Here is a 17,275-nt window from a genome sequence, read left to right on the forward strand (position 1 = left end):
TTATGGCTGGTTAATATTATTTTCGCCAGCTGCGCTAATTCACCGGCAGCATCAGCGACGTGCCGCAGGTGCGGCAGCAAGAAGTCGCGGTCGGGCCGCGCAAAGCACAAAGTCGGCTATTTAATGCCGGTATTGATACATGCTGAGGCGATGTTCTGCATGATAAGCTCTTTTAATAAGCTGCTCCCCGGAAAGGGCAGTAATAAAAAGTGCTGGTTTGCAAAAAGGTGATATGTGCCGGAATTTATTTCATTAGCAATAAGCTCGTTTTGGCCGATGCTCTATGCCGGGCTGGTTTTTACTATCCCCATTACGTTAATTTCATTTTCCCTCGGTCTGCTGCTGGGGTTTATCGTCGCGTTGATTCGTTTATATGGCCCGGCGCCGTTGAAAAGCGTGGTGCGTTTTTATGTCTGGATTATCCGCGGCACGCCTTTGCTGGTGCAGCTGTTTCTGATTTTTTACGCCCTGCCCAGCGTCGGGATCACCCTTGATGCCTTTCCGGCCGCGGTTATCGGCTTTACCCTGAACGTCGGCGCCTTTACCTCGGAGGTGATCAGGGCGACGCTGCTGTCGGTCGCCAAAGGGCAGTGGGAGGCCGCGCATTCTATTGGCATGAGCTGGGGGCAATCGCTGCGTTATATTATTCTGCCGCAGGCGGCGAGAGTGGCGGTGCCGCCGCTGTCGAACACCTTTATTTCCTTAGTTAAGGATACCTCGCTGGCCTCGGTAATTACCGTGCCGGAGCTGTTTTTAGCCGCCCAGCGTATTGCCGCCGTCACCTATCAGCCGCTGATTCTGTATAGCGAAGCGGCTCTGCTCTATTTATTAATTAGTTCGGTCTTATCATATTTACAGTCCCGGCTGGAATTACGTTTAGAAAGAAATACGCTGGTAAAGGAAGAACATCATGATAACGCTGTCCGGACTTGAAAAGAGTTTCTCCCGCCAGAAGGTGCTGCATGATATTTCACTAACGATTCCTGAGGGCAGCGTGACGGCGCTGATTGGCCCATCGGGCAGCGGCAAAAGTACATTATTACGCTGCATTAATTTACTGGAAATCGCGCAGGCCGGGAAATTAACGATTGGTAATGAGGAGATTATTTTTTCTCCCGCCGCGGCGCCAAAAAGAAAAGACGTTCGGCGTATTTGCCAGCAAACCGGCATGGTCTTTCAGAACTTCCAGTTATTTCCGCATCTGTCGGTGCTGGAAAATATTATGCAGGGGCTGGTGGTGGTGCAGAAATGGCCCCGTGAGCGGGCGAGGGCGCGGGCGGAAGCGCTGCTGGCCAAAGTCGGGCTGGCGCACAAACGCCATGCCTGGCCGGCGATGCTCTCCGGCGGCCAGCAGCAGCGGGTCGCCATTGCCCGGGCGATGGCCCCCTCGCCGAAAGTGCTGCTTTGCGATGAACCGACCTCGGCGCTGGATCCTGAGCTATCCCAGGAAGTGATTGCCGTTTTGCGCCAGCTGGCGCAGGAGGGAACGACGATGCTGATGGCGACCCACGATCTTCGGCTGGCGGCAAATATTGCCAGCCAGGTGGTGTTCCTCGAATCCGGCCAGATTGTGGAGAGCGGGACTTCGCGGGACATTTTTACCCGGGCAAAGAAAACGCGTACGCAGCTTTTTATTTCCACGCTGACCGAGACGTTTCCCGATTCCTGGGAAATTTAAAAAAATAATCCGGCAATTCAGATAAAGGAGTGAATGATGAAAGTATTGATGAGCGCATTGCTGGCTACCGCCATTCAGCTGAGCGTGACGCACGCGGCCTGTGCCGGGGAAAACCTGGCGCAGATAAAATCAGCGGGGGTATTTAAAGTGGGTACCGAAGGGACCTTCCCGCCTTTTACCTATCATGATACCTCCGGCAAGCTGGTGGGGTTTGATGTCGACATCGCGCGTGAAATTGCCCGCCGGATTGGCGTGAAAGCGGAGTTTGTCGAGGGCAAGTGGGACGGTCTGGTGGCCGGGCTGGACGCTCACCGCTACGACGCAGTGATTAATCAGGTCTCGATCACCCCGGAGCGTCAGGCGAAATATGATTTTTCGGTCCCCTATATCACCCCGAAAGCGGTACTCATCGTGAATAACAATAATCAGGATATTCACACCTTTGCAGATTTGAAGGGCAAAAAGTCCGCCCATACGTTAACCAGCAACTACGCGCAAATTGCCCGTGAAAATGGCGCGGAGGTCGTGGGAACGGATGGCTTTGATCAGTCAATCGCCCTGGTGTCACAGGGGCGCGCGGATGCGACTATCAACAGCAATCTCTCGTTCCTCGATTTCAAGAAACACAAGCCCGACGCGCCGGTGAAAATCGTGGCGGAAAGAACCGATGCCGAACAGGAGGCGGTGCTGATCCGCAAAGGGGAACCGGAGTTGCGCCAGGCGATCGATGCCGCCATCGCCGATATTCGCGCCGACGGCAGCTACCAGCGAATTTCCAGCCAGTATTTCGGCGCGGACGTCTCGAAGTAGCCCCGCGGGCTACGTGAGCACGCTGTTTCTGGCCAGACTCGCCTTGCGGTACTGCAGCGGCGTCTGGCCCATCATCTTCCTGAAGCAGGTAATAAAGTAGGTGACTTCGCTAAACCCGACTTCGGCCGCAATCTCATCAATACTGACGGTGGTGTTACGCAGGAGATCGCAACTGCGCTTTATTCGGCGCGTCAGCAGATACTCGTGGATGCTGCCGCCCGTTTGCTGGCGGAATATGCGCGAGGTGTAGCTGCGCGACAGGCCCAGCGCCTGGGCGAGTTCATCGAGCGAAAATTTGTGGGCGTAGTGAGCCTCCACCCAGCTCATAATCCGCGACGCGACCGTCTGCTGCCGGGGAATACATGGCTCGGGCAGCGCGGGGAGAAAACCCATTATCTGCATCACCAGAAAGGCAACCTCGCTGGTGGCGATCTGCCCGCCGTGATACAGCCCGTCAAATTGCGTCAGAATTCTCTCCATGAAAGGGCCGTGTTCGCTGAGGTCGTAAATTTGTGCCGGCGCATTGCTGGCGGCAAGCGCGGCAAACTGGGCCTGATGGCGCGCAAACCCCCGCATAATGCTTTCAACCACCGACTGTTCAATATGCATCGTGGTGCGGTGGTAGGGATTTTTCTCGCTGTGGTCGACCTGGACTTTGTGCAGGCGAAACGGTGGAAAAATAAACATGCGTCCCGGGCGAGCGGTGTAGTGCTGGTTATCTACCACCACAATGCCATAGCCGCTGGAGATATAGAGGAATTCCACGCACTGGTGCCAGTGATAGTAAGACGCGCTGGTTGAGCGCAAGCGGTTAAAAGAGATCGCCCGGCTATCGAGTGTGATGCGTTCCAGTCGCTGCGGTTCACTCATTTTCCCTCCAGGACAATAGATTTAAATTTTTACGCCATCATTTGCAATTTATCCCCCCGTCTGCGTGAAATATCCAGCAAAAATGAAATGGCGGTTTAATTTTGTGATTGTGCTCACTTAGCCGCACAAATAAAAGCGACTATTCTTCCTCCTGTTGACGTATAAACAATTTTATAAAATCGAAATAACAATAACTTATTTAATTCTCGTGTCATGACGGGAGGACCTTTTGCAACCTGAAAATATTCATCTGACCAACCCTTTAAGAACCCGCAACGAGCTCCGGCAACTGGTTAATGAGCTGCTGAATGCCGTGTCGCCCAATTTTAAAAATGATGCCAGCCGTGTCGATCTGGCGAATTTCACCGCCCATTACGGGCAACAGGTGGCGAGTATGGAAACCTTCTCGCGTCTGCTGTGGGGCGTCACGCCGCTGCTGGCCGGCGGCAGCGAGCCGTCACAGTTTTCTTTCTACCTGCAGGCCATTAAAAACGGCACCAACCCGCAGCATGCCGATTACTGGGGAGAAGTGAACCCCTACGATCAGCGCATCGTGGAGATGGCCGCCTATGGTCTGCTGTTAGCGCTGGCGGGCGATCGCGTGCTGGCGCATTTCAACGAGCAGGAGAAAACCTATCTCTGGCGCTGGTTAAAACAGAGTGAAACGCAGGCGATCCCGGACAATAACTGGCACTTCTTTCCCATTCTGGTACAGGTCGGTTTTCATCACGCCGGGATGCCGACTAATCCTCAGGTGCGGGAAGCGCATTTTAGCGCCATAGAGGGCTACTACCTGGGCGACGGCTGGTATTCCGATGGCCCGGACAGGCCGCGGGACTATTACATTTCGATGGGCTTTCACTTCTACGGGCTGATTTACGCGAAGCTGATGGCCGATATCGACCCGCTACGCTGCGCTGAACTGCGTCATCGGGCGCTGCTGTTTTCCGCAGACTTTATCCATTTTTTTGCCGACGACGGGGCGGCCGTGCCGTTTGGTCGCAGCCTGACCTATCGCTTTGCTCAGGCGGCTTTCTGGAGCGCGGCGGCTTTTGCCGGGCTGGAGGCGTTCTCCCCGGGAGTGATCAAGGGCATCGTCCTGCGCCATCTTCGCTGGTGGCTGAAGCAACCTCTGTTCGATCGTGATGGCGTGCTGAGCGTGGGCTATAGCTACCCGAATCTGATCATGGCGGAGGATTACAATGCGCCGGGTTCTCCCTACTGGGCCCTGAAAACCATGCTGGTTCTGGCGATGGGTGAGGATGATCCCTTCTGGCTGGAGCCGGAGCTGCCGCTGCCAACGATCGCCGCGCAGCACAGCATTAAGCATGCCGACCAGGTGCTGGTGCATCAGACCGATCACCTGTGGATGCTGACCTCCGGCCAGCTTGAGCTGAATAACTTCGTCAATACCGAAGCGAAATACTGCAAGTTTGCCTACTCCACGCGCTACGGATTCACCATTGAGCGCGGGCGCTATGGGTTAAGTCACGCTGCGCCTGACTCCATGCTGCTGCTGTGTGAGAAAGATGATTACTGGCGCGGGCGGCGCGACTGTGACGCGGTGACGACTGCCGATGGCATGATTTATAGCCGCTGGCGGCCGTGGCGCGATGTGGTGATTGCAACCTGGCTTATCGCGATGGGCGACTGGCAGCTGCGCGTACATCGAATCCACACTGCCCGCGCGCTTGATACGGCCGAAGGGGGATTCAGCGTGCCGAACCGCCCCCTGCCTCAGGTGCTGGACGGGGAGGGCGGGTGCCGGATCATCACCCCTGCCGACACGTCGGCCATTCTCTGCCTGAGCCCGCAAAGGCGCTGCGGCGAGGCGATACTGACGCCGCCCAACAGCAATCTGCTGTTTGCCGAACGCGCGGCGGTTCCGGTGTTACGCGGTGATTTAGCACCAGGAACTCATCTGTTGTTAAGCGCGGTCTGGGCGGGGAATCCCGACACCTTTGCACCGCAGGGTTGTCCGCAGGCCTTCATTGGCGATGATGCTGTACGCTTCGTGACGGCACAGGAAGAAAAACATCTCACGCTGTCCCCGGAGAACGTCCTATGACCCCTTCATCCTCTGTGCGTGGCGCACAGTACAAAATGAGCGCCTTTATCTTTCTCTACTTTTTTACCTGGTCCTCCAGCTTTGGCCTCTACGCGCTGTGGCTGAGCCAGAAAGTCGGCCTCGATAGCATCACCATCGGCAGCGTATTCGCCATCAACGGCGTGTTCGCGGTGATCCTGAAGCCGGTCTACGGCTACATCATGGATAAGATCGGTATGAGCAAATGGCTGCTCTATTTTGTCTGTGCCGTGTCGGCCCTGATGGCGCCGTTCTTTGTCTTCGTCTATCAACCCCTGCTGCAAAGCCACACGACGATCGGCATCACCCTTGGCGCGCTCTATTTAAGTCTTGGCTGGTATGCGGGCGTCGCGGCATCGGAATCCTATGCCGATCGTTTTAGCCGGCTGTACGGCCTGGAGTTCGGCCGTATTCGTATGTGGGGATCGCTTGGCTGGGCGATGGCCGCCTCCGTTTCCGGGCTGCTGTTCAACTTCTCGCCGCTGGCTAACTTTCTGCTGAGCAGCAGTACATCGCTCCTGATGCTGCTGGTGTTAATCAGCCTGAAAATTGGCGATGAGCAGCTGCGTAATAACAGCGTGATTTCAGCGAACAAAATCGTTTTTAGCGACGTGATGCAGTTACTGAAAAGCCGCAAATTCTGGATGTTCAGCCTGTATGTCGCCGGTGTCGCATGGATGATGTTTATTGCTGAGCAGCAGTTTCCACGCTACTTCGTCTCCTTTTTTGCCACCAAAGAGCAGGGGAATGCCTGGTATGGCTACCTGAGTACCGTGCAGTCCGGGATGGAGTTCGTGATGATGATGTTCATTCCGCTGTTGGTGAATCACTACGGCGCAAAACGGGGGCTGCTGTTCTGCGGCTGCGTTGTCGGGGCCAGGCTGATCGCTTCGGGCCTGACCAGCGATCCGCTGATCATCTCGATTATTAAACCGTTTTATGGCGTCGAAATCGCGCTGTTGCTGATTTCGGTCTTTAAATACATTGCCGAGCACTTTGATCGCCGAGTCAACGCCACGATGTACCTGCTGGGTTATCAGGCGATGATCTACGTGGGTTCAATTGTGGTGGCGCCGCCGGCGGGCTACCTCTACGACAAAATCGGTTTTGAGCATACCTATCTGCTGATGGGCAGCTGCGCCCTGCTGTTTACCCTTATCTCCGCTTTTACGCTTTCGCGCTGCCGCTCTACATGGGACGCATCGCGACTTTTTTCCCCGGCGCTGGACACCAACCCGGTTGAACCGGCCAAACATTAATTCAGGAGTTGTTATGACCAAAAAGGTGATTACCGAAGCCCTCCGTCCCGTCGAACTGTATCAGGTCGACCGGCTGGCGCTGCGCCAGAAGCTCGACGATGCGCTGGCCAGAGTGACCCGCAAGCTCGATAGAAATATTGTCGCATTTGGCGATAAATTCCCGGGCGAGGCCTGTGAGAACGGGATCTGGCCACGCTCTGAAAACGTCGAGTGGACGACCAGCTTCTGGCCGGGCCAGCTGTGGCTGGCGTGGGAAATGAGCGGTAATCCCGCCTATCGCGAGGCTGCCGAGCGCTACTTGCCCTCTTTTGCCCGGCGCATCGAGGAGCGTATCGATACGGCGACGCACGATCTGGGGTTTCTCTATACCCTCTCCTGCGTCAGCGCATGGCGACTCACCGGCAACGAAGCCGCCCGCCAGAGCGCGCTGCTGGCCGCGGAAACGCTGATGGAGCGCTATAACCCGACGGCCAGAATCATTCAGGCCTGGGGGGATCTGAACGACCCCGAACAGCAGGGGCGGATGATCATCGACTGCAATATGAATTTACCGCTGCTCTACTGGGCCAGCGAGCAGACCGGGGACCCGCGCTATGCGCAGGCGGCCACGGCTCATGCGCAACAGGCGGCGCGCTATATCGTGCGTGAAGACGCCTCGACTTACCACACCTACTACATTGACGTGAACACCGGCGAGCCGCGTTTTGGCAACACCCATCAGGGCTATAGCGATACCTCCTGCTGGTCCCGCGGCCAGGCATGGGGCATCTACGGCTTCCTGCTCAGCTATCGCTATACCGGTGATAAAAATATGGTGGAGCTGTCGCGCAGTCTGGCCCACTACTTCCTGAACCGCCTGCCGGAAGATGATGTGTGCCACTGGGATCTGGCCTTGCTCGGTACCGACGCGGTACGCGACAGCTCGGCGGCGGCAATTACCGCCTGTGGCCTGCTGGAGCTGGTCAACGCGCTGCCGGCGCTCGATGAGCATCGCGCGCATTACGAGGAGATGGCGTTGCGTATCGTCCAGTCGCTGACCGATAACTATCTGGCGACCGACGATGACCCGACCGAAGGGCTGCTCAAGCACTCGGTTTATCATATGGGCAGTGGAAAAGGGGTGGATCAGTGCTGCAGCTGGGGTGACTACTTCTATCTTGAAGCACTGGTACGCCTGCGCCAGACCTGGTACTCGTGGTGGTAAGGGCGGAATGGAGAGAGAGAACATGAAAACGGTAGCCGTTTTGTTGGCCCCGGGCTTCGAAGAAGGGGAAGCGATTGTCGCAATCGATGTTTTACGGCGCTTGAATATCCACGTAAAGACGATCGCCTGCGCGCAGACGCGGGAAGTCGTCAGCTACCACGCTATTCCGATGATAGCGGACAGTACGCTGGCGGAAAGCACAGACCAGACTTTTGACGCGGTGATCCTGCCGGGCGGGCCAGAAGGGAGCGTCTCTCTGGCCCAAAACGAGCAGGTTATCGCCTTTGTGCGCCGCCACGATGAACTGGGCAAATATCTCTGCCCGATTTGTTCCGCCGCGGCGCGCGTGCTGGGGGGCAACGGCCTGCTGAAAGGCCGCCGCTATGTCTGTTCCGGCGAGCTCTGGCGGCAGGTGACCGACGGCGTCTATGTTGACGCGGATGTGGTGGAGGACGGCAATCTGATTAGCGGCCGGGGGCTCGGGAAGGTGTTTGATTTTTCCCTGACGGTGGCGGCGCGTCTGCAGGGCGATGAGGCGGCGGCCCGTGAGCATGCGGAGCATATCTATTACCGCTGGTAGCGTAGGGCAGGGAGCGTGCCGGTTGTCAGGCGCGCTGAGGTGAGCAAAAACGGGCCCGGGCGATGTCCCGGACCTTTGCGTTCACGCTTATCGTTTTACTCACCACGCAGAGTGGGCGGACCGCTCACTGGTAGGAAAAGGTAATACTCGCCAGGGCATTGGCGGAGCCTGGTACCAGAGGACCGGTACGAACGTAGCGCGCCTGAAAGGGCAAAGAGAGCGCCTGCACTGCCGTGGTGGTCTCGATAAAGAACTGATTGGTGGTGCCCGACGCTGAGCTGTCTGGCCCCATCATCAGCGGACCGCTGCCGTTGTAAAAGAACTGAACCCCCACCCCGGAGGCGGTGGAGTCGCCGGTCAGGGTCACGGTGGAGGAGGTGTTTGATGGCGTCGTCTGATCCGTCATTACCGCATAGAGCGCCACCTGTTCGTCGCAGGTGAGGCTGACGTTAAATGCGCCTGACGGCGAGGTATCGCCCACGTCGGGCAGCGTACGTACATCAAGGGTACCCAGTTCGACACTGGCGCTGTCTGTGCCGACCGTACAGCCGCTGGCCGTCACCGTCACGGTGGTCGGGTCAATGATCACCTGAGCGGTTTTGGTTTCGTTGTTATACGCCGTCAGGATGGCGGCATTAATGGTTGGGATGGCGTAGACGCCCGTTTTCAGCGCACTATCGGTTTTGATGTAGGTCAGCTTCGCCGACCAGCCTAAATCAAACGCCATGCCGCTGGTGCCCTCGGCGGGATAACTTTGGGTCACCCCGTTCTGTAGCGGTATGTAGGTCGAGCCGTTGAAATCTTTCAGGCCAAGAATATAGCCGATTCCGGGAACCCCGGTTGCAAAAACGGTGTAGTTTGCGCCATCAACGTTGACCGAGAGTCCGGCGAGAACCGCGCTGCTGCTCGGTTCGAGCGTGCCTTTGCTACAGGTAAAAATATATCCGCACCAGAACACCTGTTGCACGCTGACCGTGGCGATCCACGTCGAGCCGATGATGTTGCCAGGGACGACGGAATCGGCAGGGCCGGTATAGGTCATCGGCTGCGGAGAGAGCGTAATATCGGATTTCCAGTTCAGAGCAAAAACGTGTGTACTGGCGCACAGCCAGCCGATAAGCAGTAAAAAACGCATCATTGATACTCCGTAGTCCAGGTGGCGAAGGCTGACACTTCTCCGGTATTGACGGCGGCCCCCGTGGCCACCAGTCGCGCATAAAAGGTCATCTGTACGCTTTCATCTCCCGAGATACCGTAGGCCGTGGTTTGGCTTTCCAGCGGCACCTGAATGCCGTCTTTATCGAGGATTTGTACCGCGACTCCGGTTGCGCCGCCGTCTGCGACCTTAATCAGCTGCGGGTTGAGTTCGTCCGGCGTGCCGCTAAAGCGGATCTTCGCTCCGGTAAAGGTGGGGCCGCACTCTTCCAGTTTTAATGTGAAGGCGCTTTTGATATTGCTCACCGCACCCGCTTCGCGAAACTGCTTAATACCGATGGTGCCCAGCGGAACGCTCTGTTCTTTGGAATCCGCGGAGACGATGCAGGTATTGCCGATTAAATGACCGCTCACCGAGACCAGAACGTCATAGCCGTAAGCGGGGACAGTCAGGACAACAAACAGCGCGATAGCGGGCAGGCGGGTTGTTACTGGCATATCACCTCCTGTGAATAGAGGCCGGTGCGGGGGTTATAGTCCTGCTGACGCAGACGATATTTAACGCTGCAGCTTTTGCCGCTTTCCTGTCCCCAGACGGCGTGCAGCGTGCCTTCAAGAGGCAAGCCCGGCAGATACAGGCTGCCGGCATCGCCAACGATACTGCTGGTTTGCTCATCGGCAAGCGATACCACGGCGCCAAACGGTAGCACCTCATGGTGGCGACGAATGACGAACAGGGCTTTAGCCCCCTGGCGCGTGACCATAGTGGCCCGCACCAACGCGCCATCGGTCGGCGTTTTGCTGACGATGGCGTTCTCCAGCTCAACGTCATTTCCGGCGGTAGTGACATCCAGCGCCACCTGATTGACGCGATACGGCGTGGCATAGGGGATCACCGCATAGCCTCGGCTATCGGTTTTGATGCCTTTATGGTTGAGCACCGACACGTTGCCGGCCCCCGGCGCTTTGATCAGAATATTGGTGTTTCCCAGCGGCTGGCTCAGCGTCAGACCATCTTCATGAAGAACCGCGCCGCCGCTCATGCCGTAGCTCAGGTTGCGCGAGTCGCGGGAGTAGCTATAGCCCATGTTGTAGTCTCCCCATGGACCTGCGTACTGTAAGGCGGTATCGGCGCCGTACTGTTGCTGCGCGCTGTAACGCTGATTGACGCTATAGAACACATTCTCCATACCGGGCAGGTAGCCGCTGAGGCCAGCGCTATTGCTCGCTCCCGTTGAGCCGGCATGCGTGGTGGTGAAGCGTGCGCGGGTCGCCAGCTGTGGCGTGCCAAAAGGGACGGAGAGCGACAGGGCGAAGATATTTTCATTCTGGTTAGCGAACAGGTTGCCGCTGCGTTGAAAACTGACGCCAACGGCGACATGACGGAACATTGCATTCCACGCCAACTGTATGCTTTGCGTCTTGTCAGGGGTATGCCAGTAGGTTTGCTGATCCCATGACAGCGAGAGCGAGCCGAATCCGCCTATCGGCTGCGACAGCAGCAGCTGGTTTTTCGCTTTGCGCAACAGATGCAGGTTATAAAGATTCTCATAACGGGTAGTGACGCTACCGTCAGCCTCGACCACCTGTTTTGCTACGCCGCCCTTCATCCCTTTGTAGGCCGTATCGCTGAGGGTATAGAACCCCTGAGTAGAATAGCGCAGCGAATAGAAATTAAAGCGCGTGCCAAAGTCGTTGAGCCGTTTGCCGTATCGCAGGCGCAGGGAATCTCCGCTGTAGCGACGCTCGTTCGCCAGCCTGCTGTTCGCGTGAGTGACATCCAGCGAGTAGGCGCCAAAGCGCCCGAGATTTTGCCCTACGCCGAGCGCCAGCCCGCGATAGTTTGCAGACAGCTGCGCGCCGCCGTAAAAAGTGAGGCCGTGCTGCCAGCCGTAAAATAGTTCGCTTTGGGCGAACGACGGGGAGTCCTGATTGCCGACGGGACGAAACTTCCCGGCATTGAAGGCATATTTCAGCTGCCCGGAACGTACCAGGTTCGGTACGCTGGCAAACGGAACGGTGTACTGGGTTTTGCTGCCGTCGCTCTCCTGAATGGTCACGGATAAATCGCCGCCCGATGAAGTGGGGTAGAGATCTTTCAGGATGAAGGCCCCGGCGGGGACGTTTGTCTGATAAATAATGTTACCGTTCTGCCGTACGGTTACGGTGGCATTACTCCGTGCGATACCGCGAACTTCCGGCGCGTACCCACTCAGGCTGGCGGGCAGCATATTGTCATCTGTTTTCAGCGTTACGCCGCGCAGGCCTACGGCATCAAAAAGTTGTGCGGAAGTGTAGGTCTCTCCGACGTAGGCCTGAGCGCTCAGAGCGGGGATATCCCGTTGGAGCCAGGTTTGCACGTGGGTAAGCTTATTGCTCTGTTTAGTCCACGTGGTGTAATCGCGCAGCCGCCACGCCCCGAGGTTCACGCCGCTGTTCAGGCTGGCGAAGAGCTGGCGATCGCGGATCCGCGTGTCGCCGCGAAACTCATTCCTGGAACCGTTGACGATATAGTTCATCCACGCGGCGTGGATACCGTACTCCCAGCTTTCCTGGCTGACATAGCCCCTTGGCAGATTACGCATAACGCTCTGCGGCAGGCTGAAACTGAGGGCGAGCGTTTTCTGGTCGAAATCAAAGCGGGCGCCCGGGAAGAGCGCGTCTAAAAAATAGCATGGCCGGGCCAGCGGCAGCGCTTCGTCTTTGGCCTGACGGCTATCGATACCCAGCGCAGCTATTTGCGCTGGCGTGACGCAGGGCAGGGCTTCGTCTTGCCCCTTGCTCCGGTTGATGCTGAACTTCACGTTGCCGGTGAAAGCGTAATTGTTATTAATATAAACATTAATATTGTACTCGCCGGGCGGTAACGCATTTCGCGCATTAACCCATGAGAGATCGGCGATGTTCTCGTTCTCACCGCTGAGGAAAGCAGGATTAAACTGCAAATCGCTCTCTGCGGCGGCGACATGCTGTATGACCACGGCATGGACCATGGCCATGGCGCAAACGGTTTTTGCTTTCACACGGTCATACCTTTATTTTTGAGTTAGCGACACGCTGTTGATGGGCGTCCAGGCTCCATAATCATTGATGGTCTGGTAGCTTGCTGTACTTGCCCGAGCGAACGACTCCGCCAGGGTTACGCTTGCCTTTGGCGGCACCATTACCGGTTGAACAGGCTTGCCGTCGATTTTTAAATTGATGGTGGTGAGGTAATACGGCGTTGTGTTATTGAGCGTGACTTTTCCGGCGCGATAGTGGGCGGTTATTTTTTTCCACGCCTCGTTAACATCGCCGATGAGGCCTGCCGGGCGGTAAAAGACTTTTATACGGTTTGCCGAAGCAAATTGCAGAGAGTTGCCGGACGTATTGTGACTCTGCTGCGGAATCGCTTTGACCGTCATCCAGTACAGCGTTTCCCGGTCCTGCGGCAGCGATTTGCCGTTGAACATCATTTTCACCGCGCTTTCGGACGCGGGTTTTAAAACATACAGCGGAGGCGTGATGATAAAATCATTCGAGCGGCTCCCTTGTTCATTCTCGATCCACGACTGGATAAGGAAGGACGAATCGGGGTGGGTATTCCTGATTTGCAGCATCGACTGGGTGGTGGCGCCTGAGTAAACCATTCGCGTTGCGCCCAACCCCACTCCGCCTGCATGCGCTGCCGATGAACACAGCGCGGCGGCCAGACAAATCCATGTTAATGAGCGCATAGTGCCTCTCCTGATAGTGAGTCGGGCCTGGCCTTCTGACCAGGCCAGAAGATTACGAATAGGTCACGGTATAGGTCGCAACGGCGCTGGCATCGCCCGCAGTGGCATTACCCTGCGGCGAATAGTATTTCGCGCTGAAGTTCAGGGTGTTTGAGCCACTACGCAAGACGACAGGCGCTGCGGCTTCACCCAGTCTCACGACGTTCCCCTGTTCGTCATACAGACGAATGGCGACATTTTGCGCGGATGCGCTGCTGCCGTTAGAACCGACGGCCAGGCTATCGGCATCGGCGTTGTCCGGCGTGCCGGTAAAGGTCACTGCAACGGTGGTGGCCGGGATAGGGTTCTCTTCCGTTGAGGCGGAGGTATCGGCGATTTCGCAATCCTCAAGAACGATGGAGAAGGCTTTTGCCGTGCTGGCTTCGCTACCGGCAGCGGCGAGCGTAGCGGTACGGACTTCCCCCAGATTGACGTCAATATTGGCACTGTTGGCGCTGATGGCGCAGGCAGAAGTGACGACGCTGCCGTTGAAGTTGACGGTGCCCCCGCTGGTGCCTGCTGCCAGCGCTGAGCCGAATGGCAGCAAAGCTGCAACGCCTAATGTCAGCAACATTTTATTATTTACACGAGTCTTCATTATCTTGATTCCATAGTTTGCTATTAAGGGACGGTATCTGAAATGACGGGGTTAGCTGGTTAAAAAGACCAGCAGGTCCGTCTTATTTCTGAGACCTAGTTTTCTTATCGCTGAGTTTTTTAAGGCGCTGACACGGCGATATGAAAGCTTCTCGAGTTCGGCGATGTAACGTATATCCAGGCCATTGCGAATTTTTTTTAATACTCGCCATTCGCCTGGTGTCAGTGATAACGCCACGGGTTTGGTTTTCGGTCGATAGCGGCTATCCACCATTTTTAATAAGTTGGCTCGCCAGTGATAAATCGGATCCTGTAGCGAGATATAGGCGTCAATTTCACCATGTACCCACAGCAAAGAGTTCGCCGGGGTAGAATACATACAGACAAATACCTCCGGATAATTCGCCTTGATTTTTTTGATGTAGCTCAGGCAATCAAATCCGGCATGATATTTTTCAGCGCCGGAGACAAAGAGAATATCTATCGAGGTCGTTGTTAAGAGGTTATCAAGTAGCGAATAATCACTATCGGACGTTTCTATCCGAATATCAGGAGTAATACCTTGTAATAATGTGACGATGCCACAACGGGCAAAGCGGTCACCTCCTATTAAGGCAATGTTATAATTGCTTTTTAATTCAAGTTTATTCGCCATGTTGTTCCTTAACTGATCATCATGAGGTGCCGTTGTATCGGTATGGCTGATATCACCTTCGTCGTGGCTTTATGATTTCGTTTAACTGTCACTATACCCGGAGGGAAAGTAAGGTAATCTGAATTAATCTTAATTTATTTTAATTATGAATGAGTCTTGATCTATCAATGTGCTCTATGGAACGCGTCCGTCTCACTTTTTAGCTGTCACGACAATGATACTGTGCTGCGGAACGTGTGACGTTGAACGGTGTTGGGCTGGAGTAAAGTTAGTCTGCGGCAGTCCGAAAGTCTGGTTTCTGATGCCGGACGCCCGCTGACATCGGCACTTATGACGGTTTTCACCGGGCGGTATTGAAAAGAGTATGAAATCAATTTATTGATTTAATTTGTTTTATATTGTTCTGACGGGCATTTGCGATGTGCGGACCTGAAGGCGTGGACTGACTGACTAGTGTGGCTGTTTTTTGTACGATCTGAATCTACTTAAGAAGCGACTTAAGAAAAAATAAGAACAAAAAGGCCTGCGTCAGTCTGGCGCAGGGCATCTTTATGCGCCAATTTTAAAATAACCAGACGTCGGTGTTAGACTGCTCCGGGTATTTAAACCGATTGCGAAATTCACCGTCACTGCATATCACCCGCTATGTTATGTCAGCACGAATTATCAGGTATTTGTTGTTTGTCAACCCTCTCTGCCCTTTCATTGTCTTCTCCGCATATTTCAGGTATCGCCGTGTCGATATTGTTTTCTCTGACCTGATCCCGACTTGATGTTCTGTCAGACGATAACAACCGGGCAGCATCATTGATAAACGGAGAGAAACCTGTCGTTAACCCATTTATTCCTGTGCTCGCCACTGTTTCTGAATATGGCTGGCCTGTCCCTGTTTGTTTTACCGATGAGCCCATCATCTGATGCTGAAAAAAGAAGCGAACTGATACCGTAATAGAGCGTGTTTAGTGTCTGAACAGGAGGTTTTTTATGTTGAGGCGGTGCTAATAATATTGATTGTTAGTATAAAAACCTTAAAAATATAAATTTTAAAGTATATAAATCTAACCAAGTGTAATTGATGGTTTTTAGTTCTAATAAAGTTGATATTTTTAGAGATGGTATTTCATTTTAAATGTGCTGTTTTTTTAGGCTTCCAATTTCAGATGATTGAACGATAATTTCAATCGTCAGCGAAGTGAGAGCCTGGGTTTGTATTTTAACCCTGGGTCAGATTCTCGACTGGTGATGTGATTTTAGATGTAGTGTCTTATTAGTAAATCGGGATCAGTGGTTTTTGGTTTGTTCGAATCTTTCGGGTATTTATTTGCATGCATATTTTGCGGGCAGGGAGCCGTATGTCTGAAATACTGACAGGGAGTGTTTTCTGACAATTGAATGTGAATAAAGTGAGAGGTTTCTGGCGATTTATTAATAGCAATTAAGTCTTTCGTTCAATTAAAAGGATTGTTTTATGAAACTGAATAACGTTTTTTCTGCTCTGGTACTGGCGTCGGGTCTGGCTACTTTTGGTGCGCAGGCCGACCAGGGGAGTGGTGTAGTGACATTCACCGGTTCGGTGATTGATGCGCCTTGCTCAATCGCGGCAGGTGACGAAGACCAGACCATCAGCCTGGGTCAGGTTTCCAGCTCAGCTGTTGCTAACGGCGGGACGTCTACTCCGGTTCCGTTCTATATCCACCTGGAAAACTGCTCTGTTGATACGGCTAACACCGTAACCACAACCTTCAGCGGCGCAGATTCCAGCGTTGACGGCGCGGTACTGGGTGTGACCGGTTCTGCAACTGATGTCGGTATCGTGATGACCGATGGCTCAAGCAACACCATTACTTTAGGTGAAGCGACCGCTGGCCAGACCATCACTAACGGCGATAACACGCTCGCTTACTCTGCTTACATCATCGGTGGCGCTGCGCCAACCGAAGGTGATTTCACCGGCGTAACCAACTGGACCCTGGCGTACGAATAAACCCTGACATTATTTCGTTAATCCGTTCAGACGGCCGTAACAGGCCGTCTGATATTCGATGCCGACTGAATAAGTGAAAAGGGTTTGCTATGCGTTTTATCTTTTCAAGAACAATAAAAATAGTGAAAACATTCCCTTTTCTCCTGTCCGGTTATTGCCTGCCATTAATTGCCGCACCTCAGGGGGAGGGCGCCGTCTTTATCAGAGGCGAAGTGCTTTATACCCCTTGCGCCATTGATCTGGATAGCCGCGATCAAACGATTGAAATGGGTGATACCCCCGTCTCGGATATTGCAACCAAAGGCTATGGCCCGACCCGCACATTCACCATTCGCTTAATTAATTGTCTGATGCTGCCGGCACCAGGGAACAGCAAATATGACTCCGAGTACTACCAGATAACGTTTGAGCCTATGACTGGCACAGCGCGATTCGCCATTCGCGGTGAGGCTCAGGGTATTGAACTGGCTATCCGTGATACGGACGGCAACATGGCCCAACCCGGGGTGGCCTTTCCTGCCAGGGAGGTGACGGCAGGAAGCATGAATTTGAATTATTCACTGCAGCTCGTCAGCAATGGTCAGCCGCTTAAAGCCGGGGATTACCAGTCTCTGATTCGCTTCAGAATGGATTACTACTGAG

At 54.6% G+C, this 17,275-nt stretch carries 16 protein-coding genes; 9 read left to right on the plus strand and 7 right to left on the minus strand.

What is annotated here, in order from left to right; all coding sequences use genetic code 11:
- The first annotated feature begins 276 nt into the window (after positions 1-276).
- Genes AC236I_RS03640 through AC236I_RS03650 form a run of 3 tightly spaced genes read left to right on the plus strand, consistent with a single transcriptional unit; the run spans position 277 to position 2,488 of the window.
- Positions 277-933, plus strand: a complete 657-nt coding sequence (locus AC236I_RS03640; RefSeq protein WP_004867630.1) for an amino acid ABC transporter permease — start codon at positions 277-279, stop codon at positions 931-933.
- Complete coding sequence (locus AC236I_RS03645; protein ID WP_004867626.1) at positions 911-1,678, plus strand: amino acid ABC transporter ATP-binding protein; 768 nt, start codon at positions 911-913, stop codon at positions 1,676-1,678. Before AC236I_RS03640 ends, AC236I_RS03645 begins: the two co-directional genes overlap by 23 nt.
- Before the next feature lie 36 nt (positions 1,679-1,714).
- The gene (locus AC236I_RS03650; protein ID WP_004867623.1) at positions 1,715-2,488 is read left to right on the plus strand and encodes an amino acid ABC transporter substrate-binding protein; all 774 of its coding nucleotides are present in this window, start codon (positions 1,715-1,717) and stop codon (positions 2,486-2,488) included.
- 9 nt (positions 2,489-2,497) lie between these two features.
- Here AC236I_RS03650 and AC236I_RS03655 read toward each other — a convergent pair whose 3' ends face one another.
- Complete coding sequence (locus AC236I_RS03655) at positions 2,498-3,358, minus strand: AraC family transcriptional regulator (RefSeq protein ID WP_004867619.1); 861 nt, start codon at positions 3,356-3,358, stop codon at positions 2,498-2,500.
- A 229-nt stretch (positions 3,359-3,587) separates the two neighbouring features.
- Here AC236I_RS03655 and AC236I_RS03660 point away from each other — a divergent pair, with 229 nt between their 5' ends.
- Genes AC236I_RS03660 through AC236I_RS03675 form a run of 4 tightly spaced genes read left to right on the plus strand, consistent with a single transcriptional unit; the run spans position 3,588 to position 8,487 of the window.
- A complete protein-coding gene (locus AC236I_RS03660) occupies positions 3,588-5,426 on the plus strand; it encodes a DUF2264 domain-containing protein (RefSeq protein ID WP_487608691.1) in 1,839 nt (612 codons plus the stop codon).
- On the plus strand, positions 5,423-6,703 hold the full coding sequence (locus AC236I_RS03665; RefSeq protein ID WP_015585721.1) for an oligosaccharide MFS transporter: 1,281 nt from the start codon (positions 5,423-5,425) through the stop codon (positions 6,701-6,703). The genes AC236I_RS03660 and AC236I_RS03665 overlap by 4 nt, the downstream gene beginning before the upstream one ends.
- A gap of 13 nt (positions 6,704-6,716) precedes the next feature.
- Positions 6,717-7,907, plus strand: coding sequence for a glycoside hydrolase family 88 protein (locus AC236I_RS03670; RefSeq protein WP_044349572.1), 1,191 nt, complete (start codon positions 6,717-6,719; stop codon positions 7,905-7,907).
- Positions 7,908-7,929: 22 nt separating this feature from the next.
- Positions 7,930-8,487, plus strand: a complete 558-nt coding sequence (locus AC236I_RS03675; RefSeq protein ID WP_004867608.1) for a DJ-1/PfpI family protein — start codon at positions 7,930-7,932, stop codon at positions 8,485-8,487.
- 124 nt (positions 8,488-8,611) lie between these two features.
- Here the strand turns inward: AC236I_RS03675 and AC236I_RS03680 are convergent, their stop codons facing one another.
- The 6 genes from AC236I_RS03680 to AC236I_RS03705 are packed head-to-tail and all read right to left on the minus strand — an operon-like array spanning position 8,612 to position 14,649.
- Positions 8,612-9,622, minus strand: coding sequence for a fimbrial protein (locus AC236I_RS03680; protein ID WP_015585723.1), 1,011 nt, complete (start codon positions 9,620-9,622; stop codon positions 8,612-8,614).
- Positions 9,622-10,140: a fimbrial protein gene (locus tag AC236I_RS03685; RefSeq protein WP_044349574.1), complete on the minus strand. Its 519-nt coding sequence runs from the start codon at positions 10,138-10,140 to the stop codon at positions 9,622-9,624. Before AC236I_RS03685 ends, AC236I_RS03680 begins: the two co-directional genes overlap by 1 nt.
- Entirely contained in the window at positions 10,131-12,665 is a 2,535-nt protein-coding gene (locus AC236I_RS03690; protein ID WP_487608692.1) for a fimbria/pilus outer membrane usher protein, read from the minus strand. Before AC236I_RS03690 ends, AC236I_RS03685 begins: the two co-directional genes overlap by 10 nt.
- Before the next feature lie 12 nt (positions 12,666-12,677).
- Positions 12,678-13,358, minus strand: a complete 681-nt coding sequence (locus AC236I_RS03695) for a fimbrial biogenesis chaperone (protein WP_015585725.1) — start codon at positions 13,356-13,358, stop codon at positions 12,678-12,680.
- Positions 13,359-13,410: 52 nt separating this feature from the next.
- Complete coding sequence (locus AC236I_RS03700; protein WP_004867599.1) at positions 13,411-13,995, minus strand: fimbrial protein; 585 nt, start codon at positions 13,993-13,995, stop codon at positions 13,411-13,413.
- Between the two features lie 51 nt (positions 13,996-14,046).
- Positions 14,047-14,649 (minus strand): helix-turn-helix domain-containing protein, encoded by a 603-nt coding sequence (locus AC236I_RS03705; protein ID WP_004867594.1) that lies wholly within the window; start codon positions 14,647-14,649, stop codon positions 14,047-14,049.
- A gap of 1,468 nt (positions 14,650-16,117) precedes the next feature.
- Here AC236I_RS03705 and AC236I_RS03710 point away from each other — a divergent pair.
- Together AC236I_RS03710 and AC236I_RS03715 are read left to right on the plus strand one after the other, a co-directional pair.
- A complete protein-coding gene (locus tag AC236I_RS03710) occupies positions 16,118-16,633 on the plus strand; it encodes a fimbrial protein (RefSeq protein ID WP_015585726.1) in 516 nt (171 codons plus the stop codon).
- A gap of 89 nt (positions 16,634-16,722) precedes the next feature.
- Positions 16,723-17,274: a fimbrial protein gene (locus tag AC236I_RS03715; protein ID WP_165458706.1), complete on the plus strand. Its 552-nt coding sequence runs from the start codon at positions 16,723-16,725 to the stop codon at positions 17,272-17,274.
- Position 17,275: the final 1 nt, after the last annotated feature.

The sequence above is a fragment of the Klebsiella sp. Sb-30 genome (genome assembly GCF_057652795.1).

Excerpts from the sequence above, each read along its gene's own strand:
- AC236I_RS03655 (WP_004867619.1), bottom strand. The coding sequence starts at position 3,358 with ATGAGTGAACCGCAGCGACTGGAACGCATCACACTCGATAGCCGGGCG.
- AC236I_RS03680 (WP_015585723.1), bottom strand. The coding sequence starts at position 9,622 with ATGCGTTTTTTACTGCTTATCGGCTGGCTGTGCGCCAGTACACACGTT.
- AC236I_RS03650 (WP_004867623.1), top strand. The coding sequence starts at position 1,715 with ATGAAAGTATTGATGAGCGCATTGCTGGCTACCGCCATTCAGCTGAGC.
- AC236I_RS03685 (WP_044349574.1), bottom strand. The coding sequence starts at position 10,140 with ATGCCAGTAACAACCCGCCTGCCCGCTATCGCGCTGTTTGTTGTCCTG.
- AC236I_RS03705 (WP_004867594.1), bottom strand. The coding sequence starts at position 14,649 with ATGGCGAATAAACTTGAATTAAAAAGCAATTATAACATTGCCTTAATA.
- AC236I_RS03670 (WP_044349572.1), top strand. The coding sequence starts at position 6,717 with ATGACCAAAAAGGTGATTACCGAAGCCCTCCGTCCCGTCGAACTGTAT.
- AC236I_RS03640 (WP_004867630.1), top strand. The coding sequence starts at position 277 with ATGCTCTATGCCGGGCTGGTTTTTACTATCCCCATTACGTTAATTTCA.
- AC236I_RS03700 (WP_004867599.1), bottom strand. The coding sequence starts at position 13,995 with ATGAAGACTCGTGTAAATAATAAAATGTTGCTGACATTAGGCGTTGCA.
- AC236I_RS03675 (WP_004867608.1), top strand. The coding sequence starts at position 7,930 with ATGAAAACGGTAGCCGTTTTGTTGGCCCCGGGCTTCGAAGAAGGGGAA.
- AC236I_RS03695 (WP_015585725.1), bottom strand. The coding sequence starts at position 13,358 with ATGCGCTCATTAACATGGATTTGTCTGGCCGCCGCGCTGTGTTCATCG.
- AC236I_RS03665 (WP_015585721.1), top strand. The coding sequence starts at position 5,423 with ATGACCCCTTCATCCTCTGTGCGTGGCGCACAGTACAAAATGAGCGCC.
- AC236I_RS03710 (WP_015585726.1), top strand. The coding sequence starts at position 16,118 with ATGAAACTGAATAACGTTTTTTCTGCTCTGGTACTGGCGTCGGGTCTG.
- AC236I_RS03715 (WP_165458706.1), top strand. The coding sequence starts at position 16,723 with ATGCGTTTTATCTTTTCAAGAACAATAAAAATAGTGAAAACATTCCCT.
- AC236I_RS03645 (WP_004867626.1), top strand. The coding sequence starts at position 911 with ATGATAACGCTGTCCGGACTTGAAAAGAGTTTCTCCCGCCAGAAGGTG.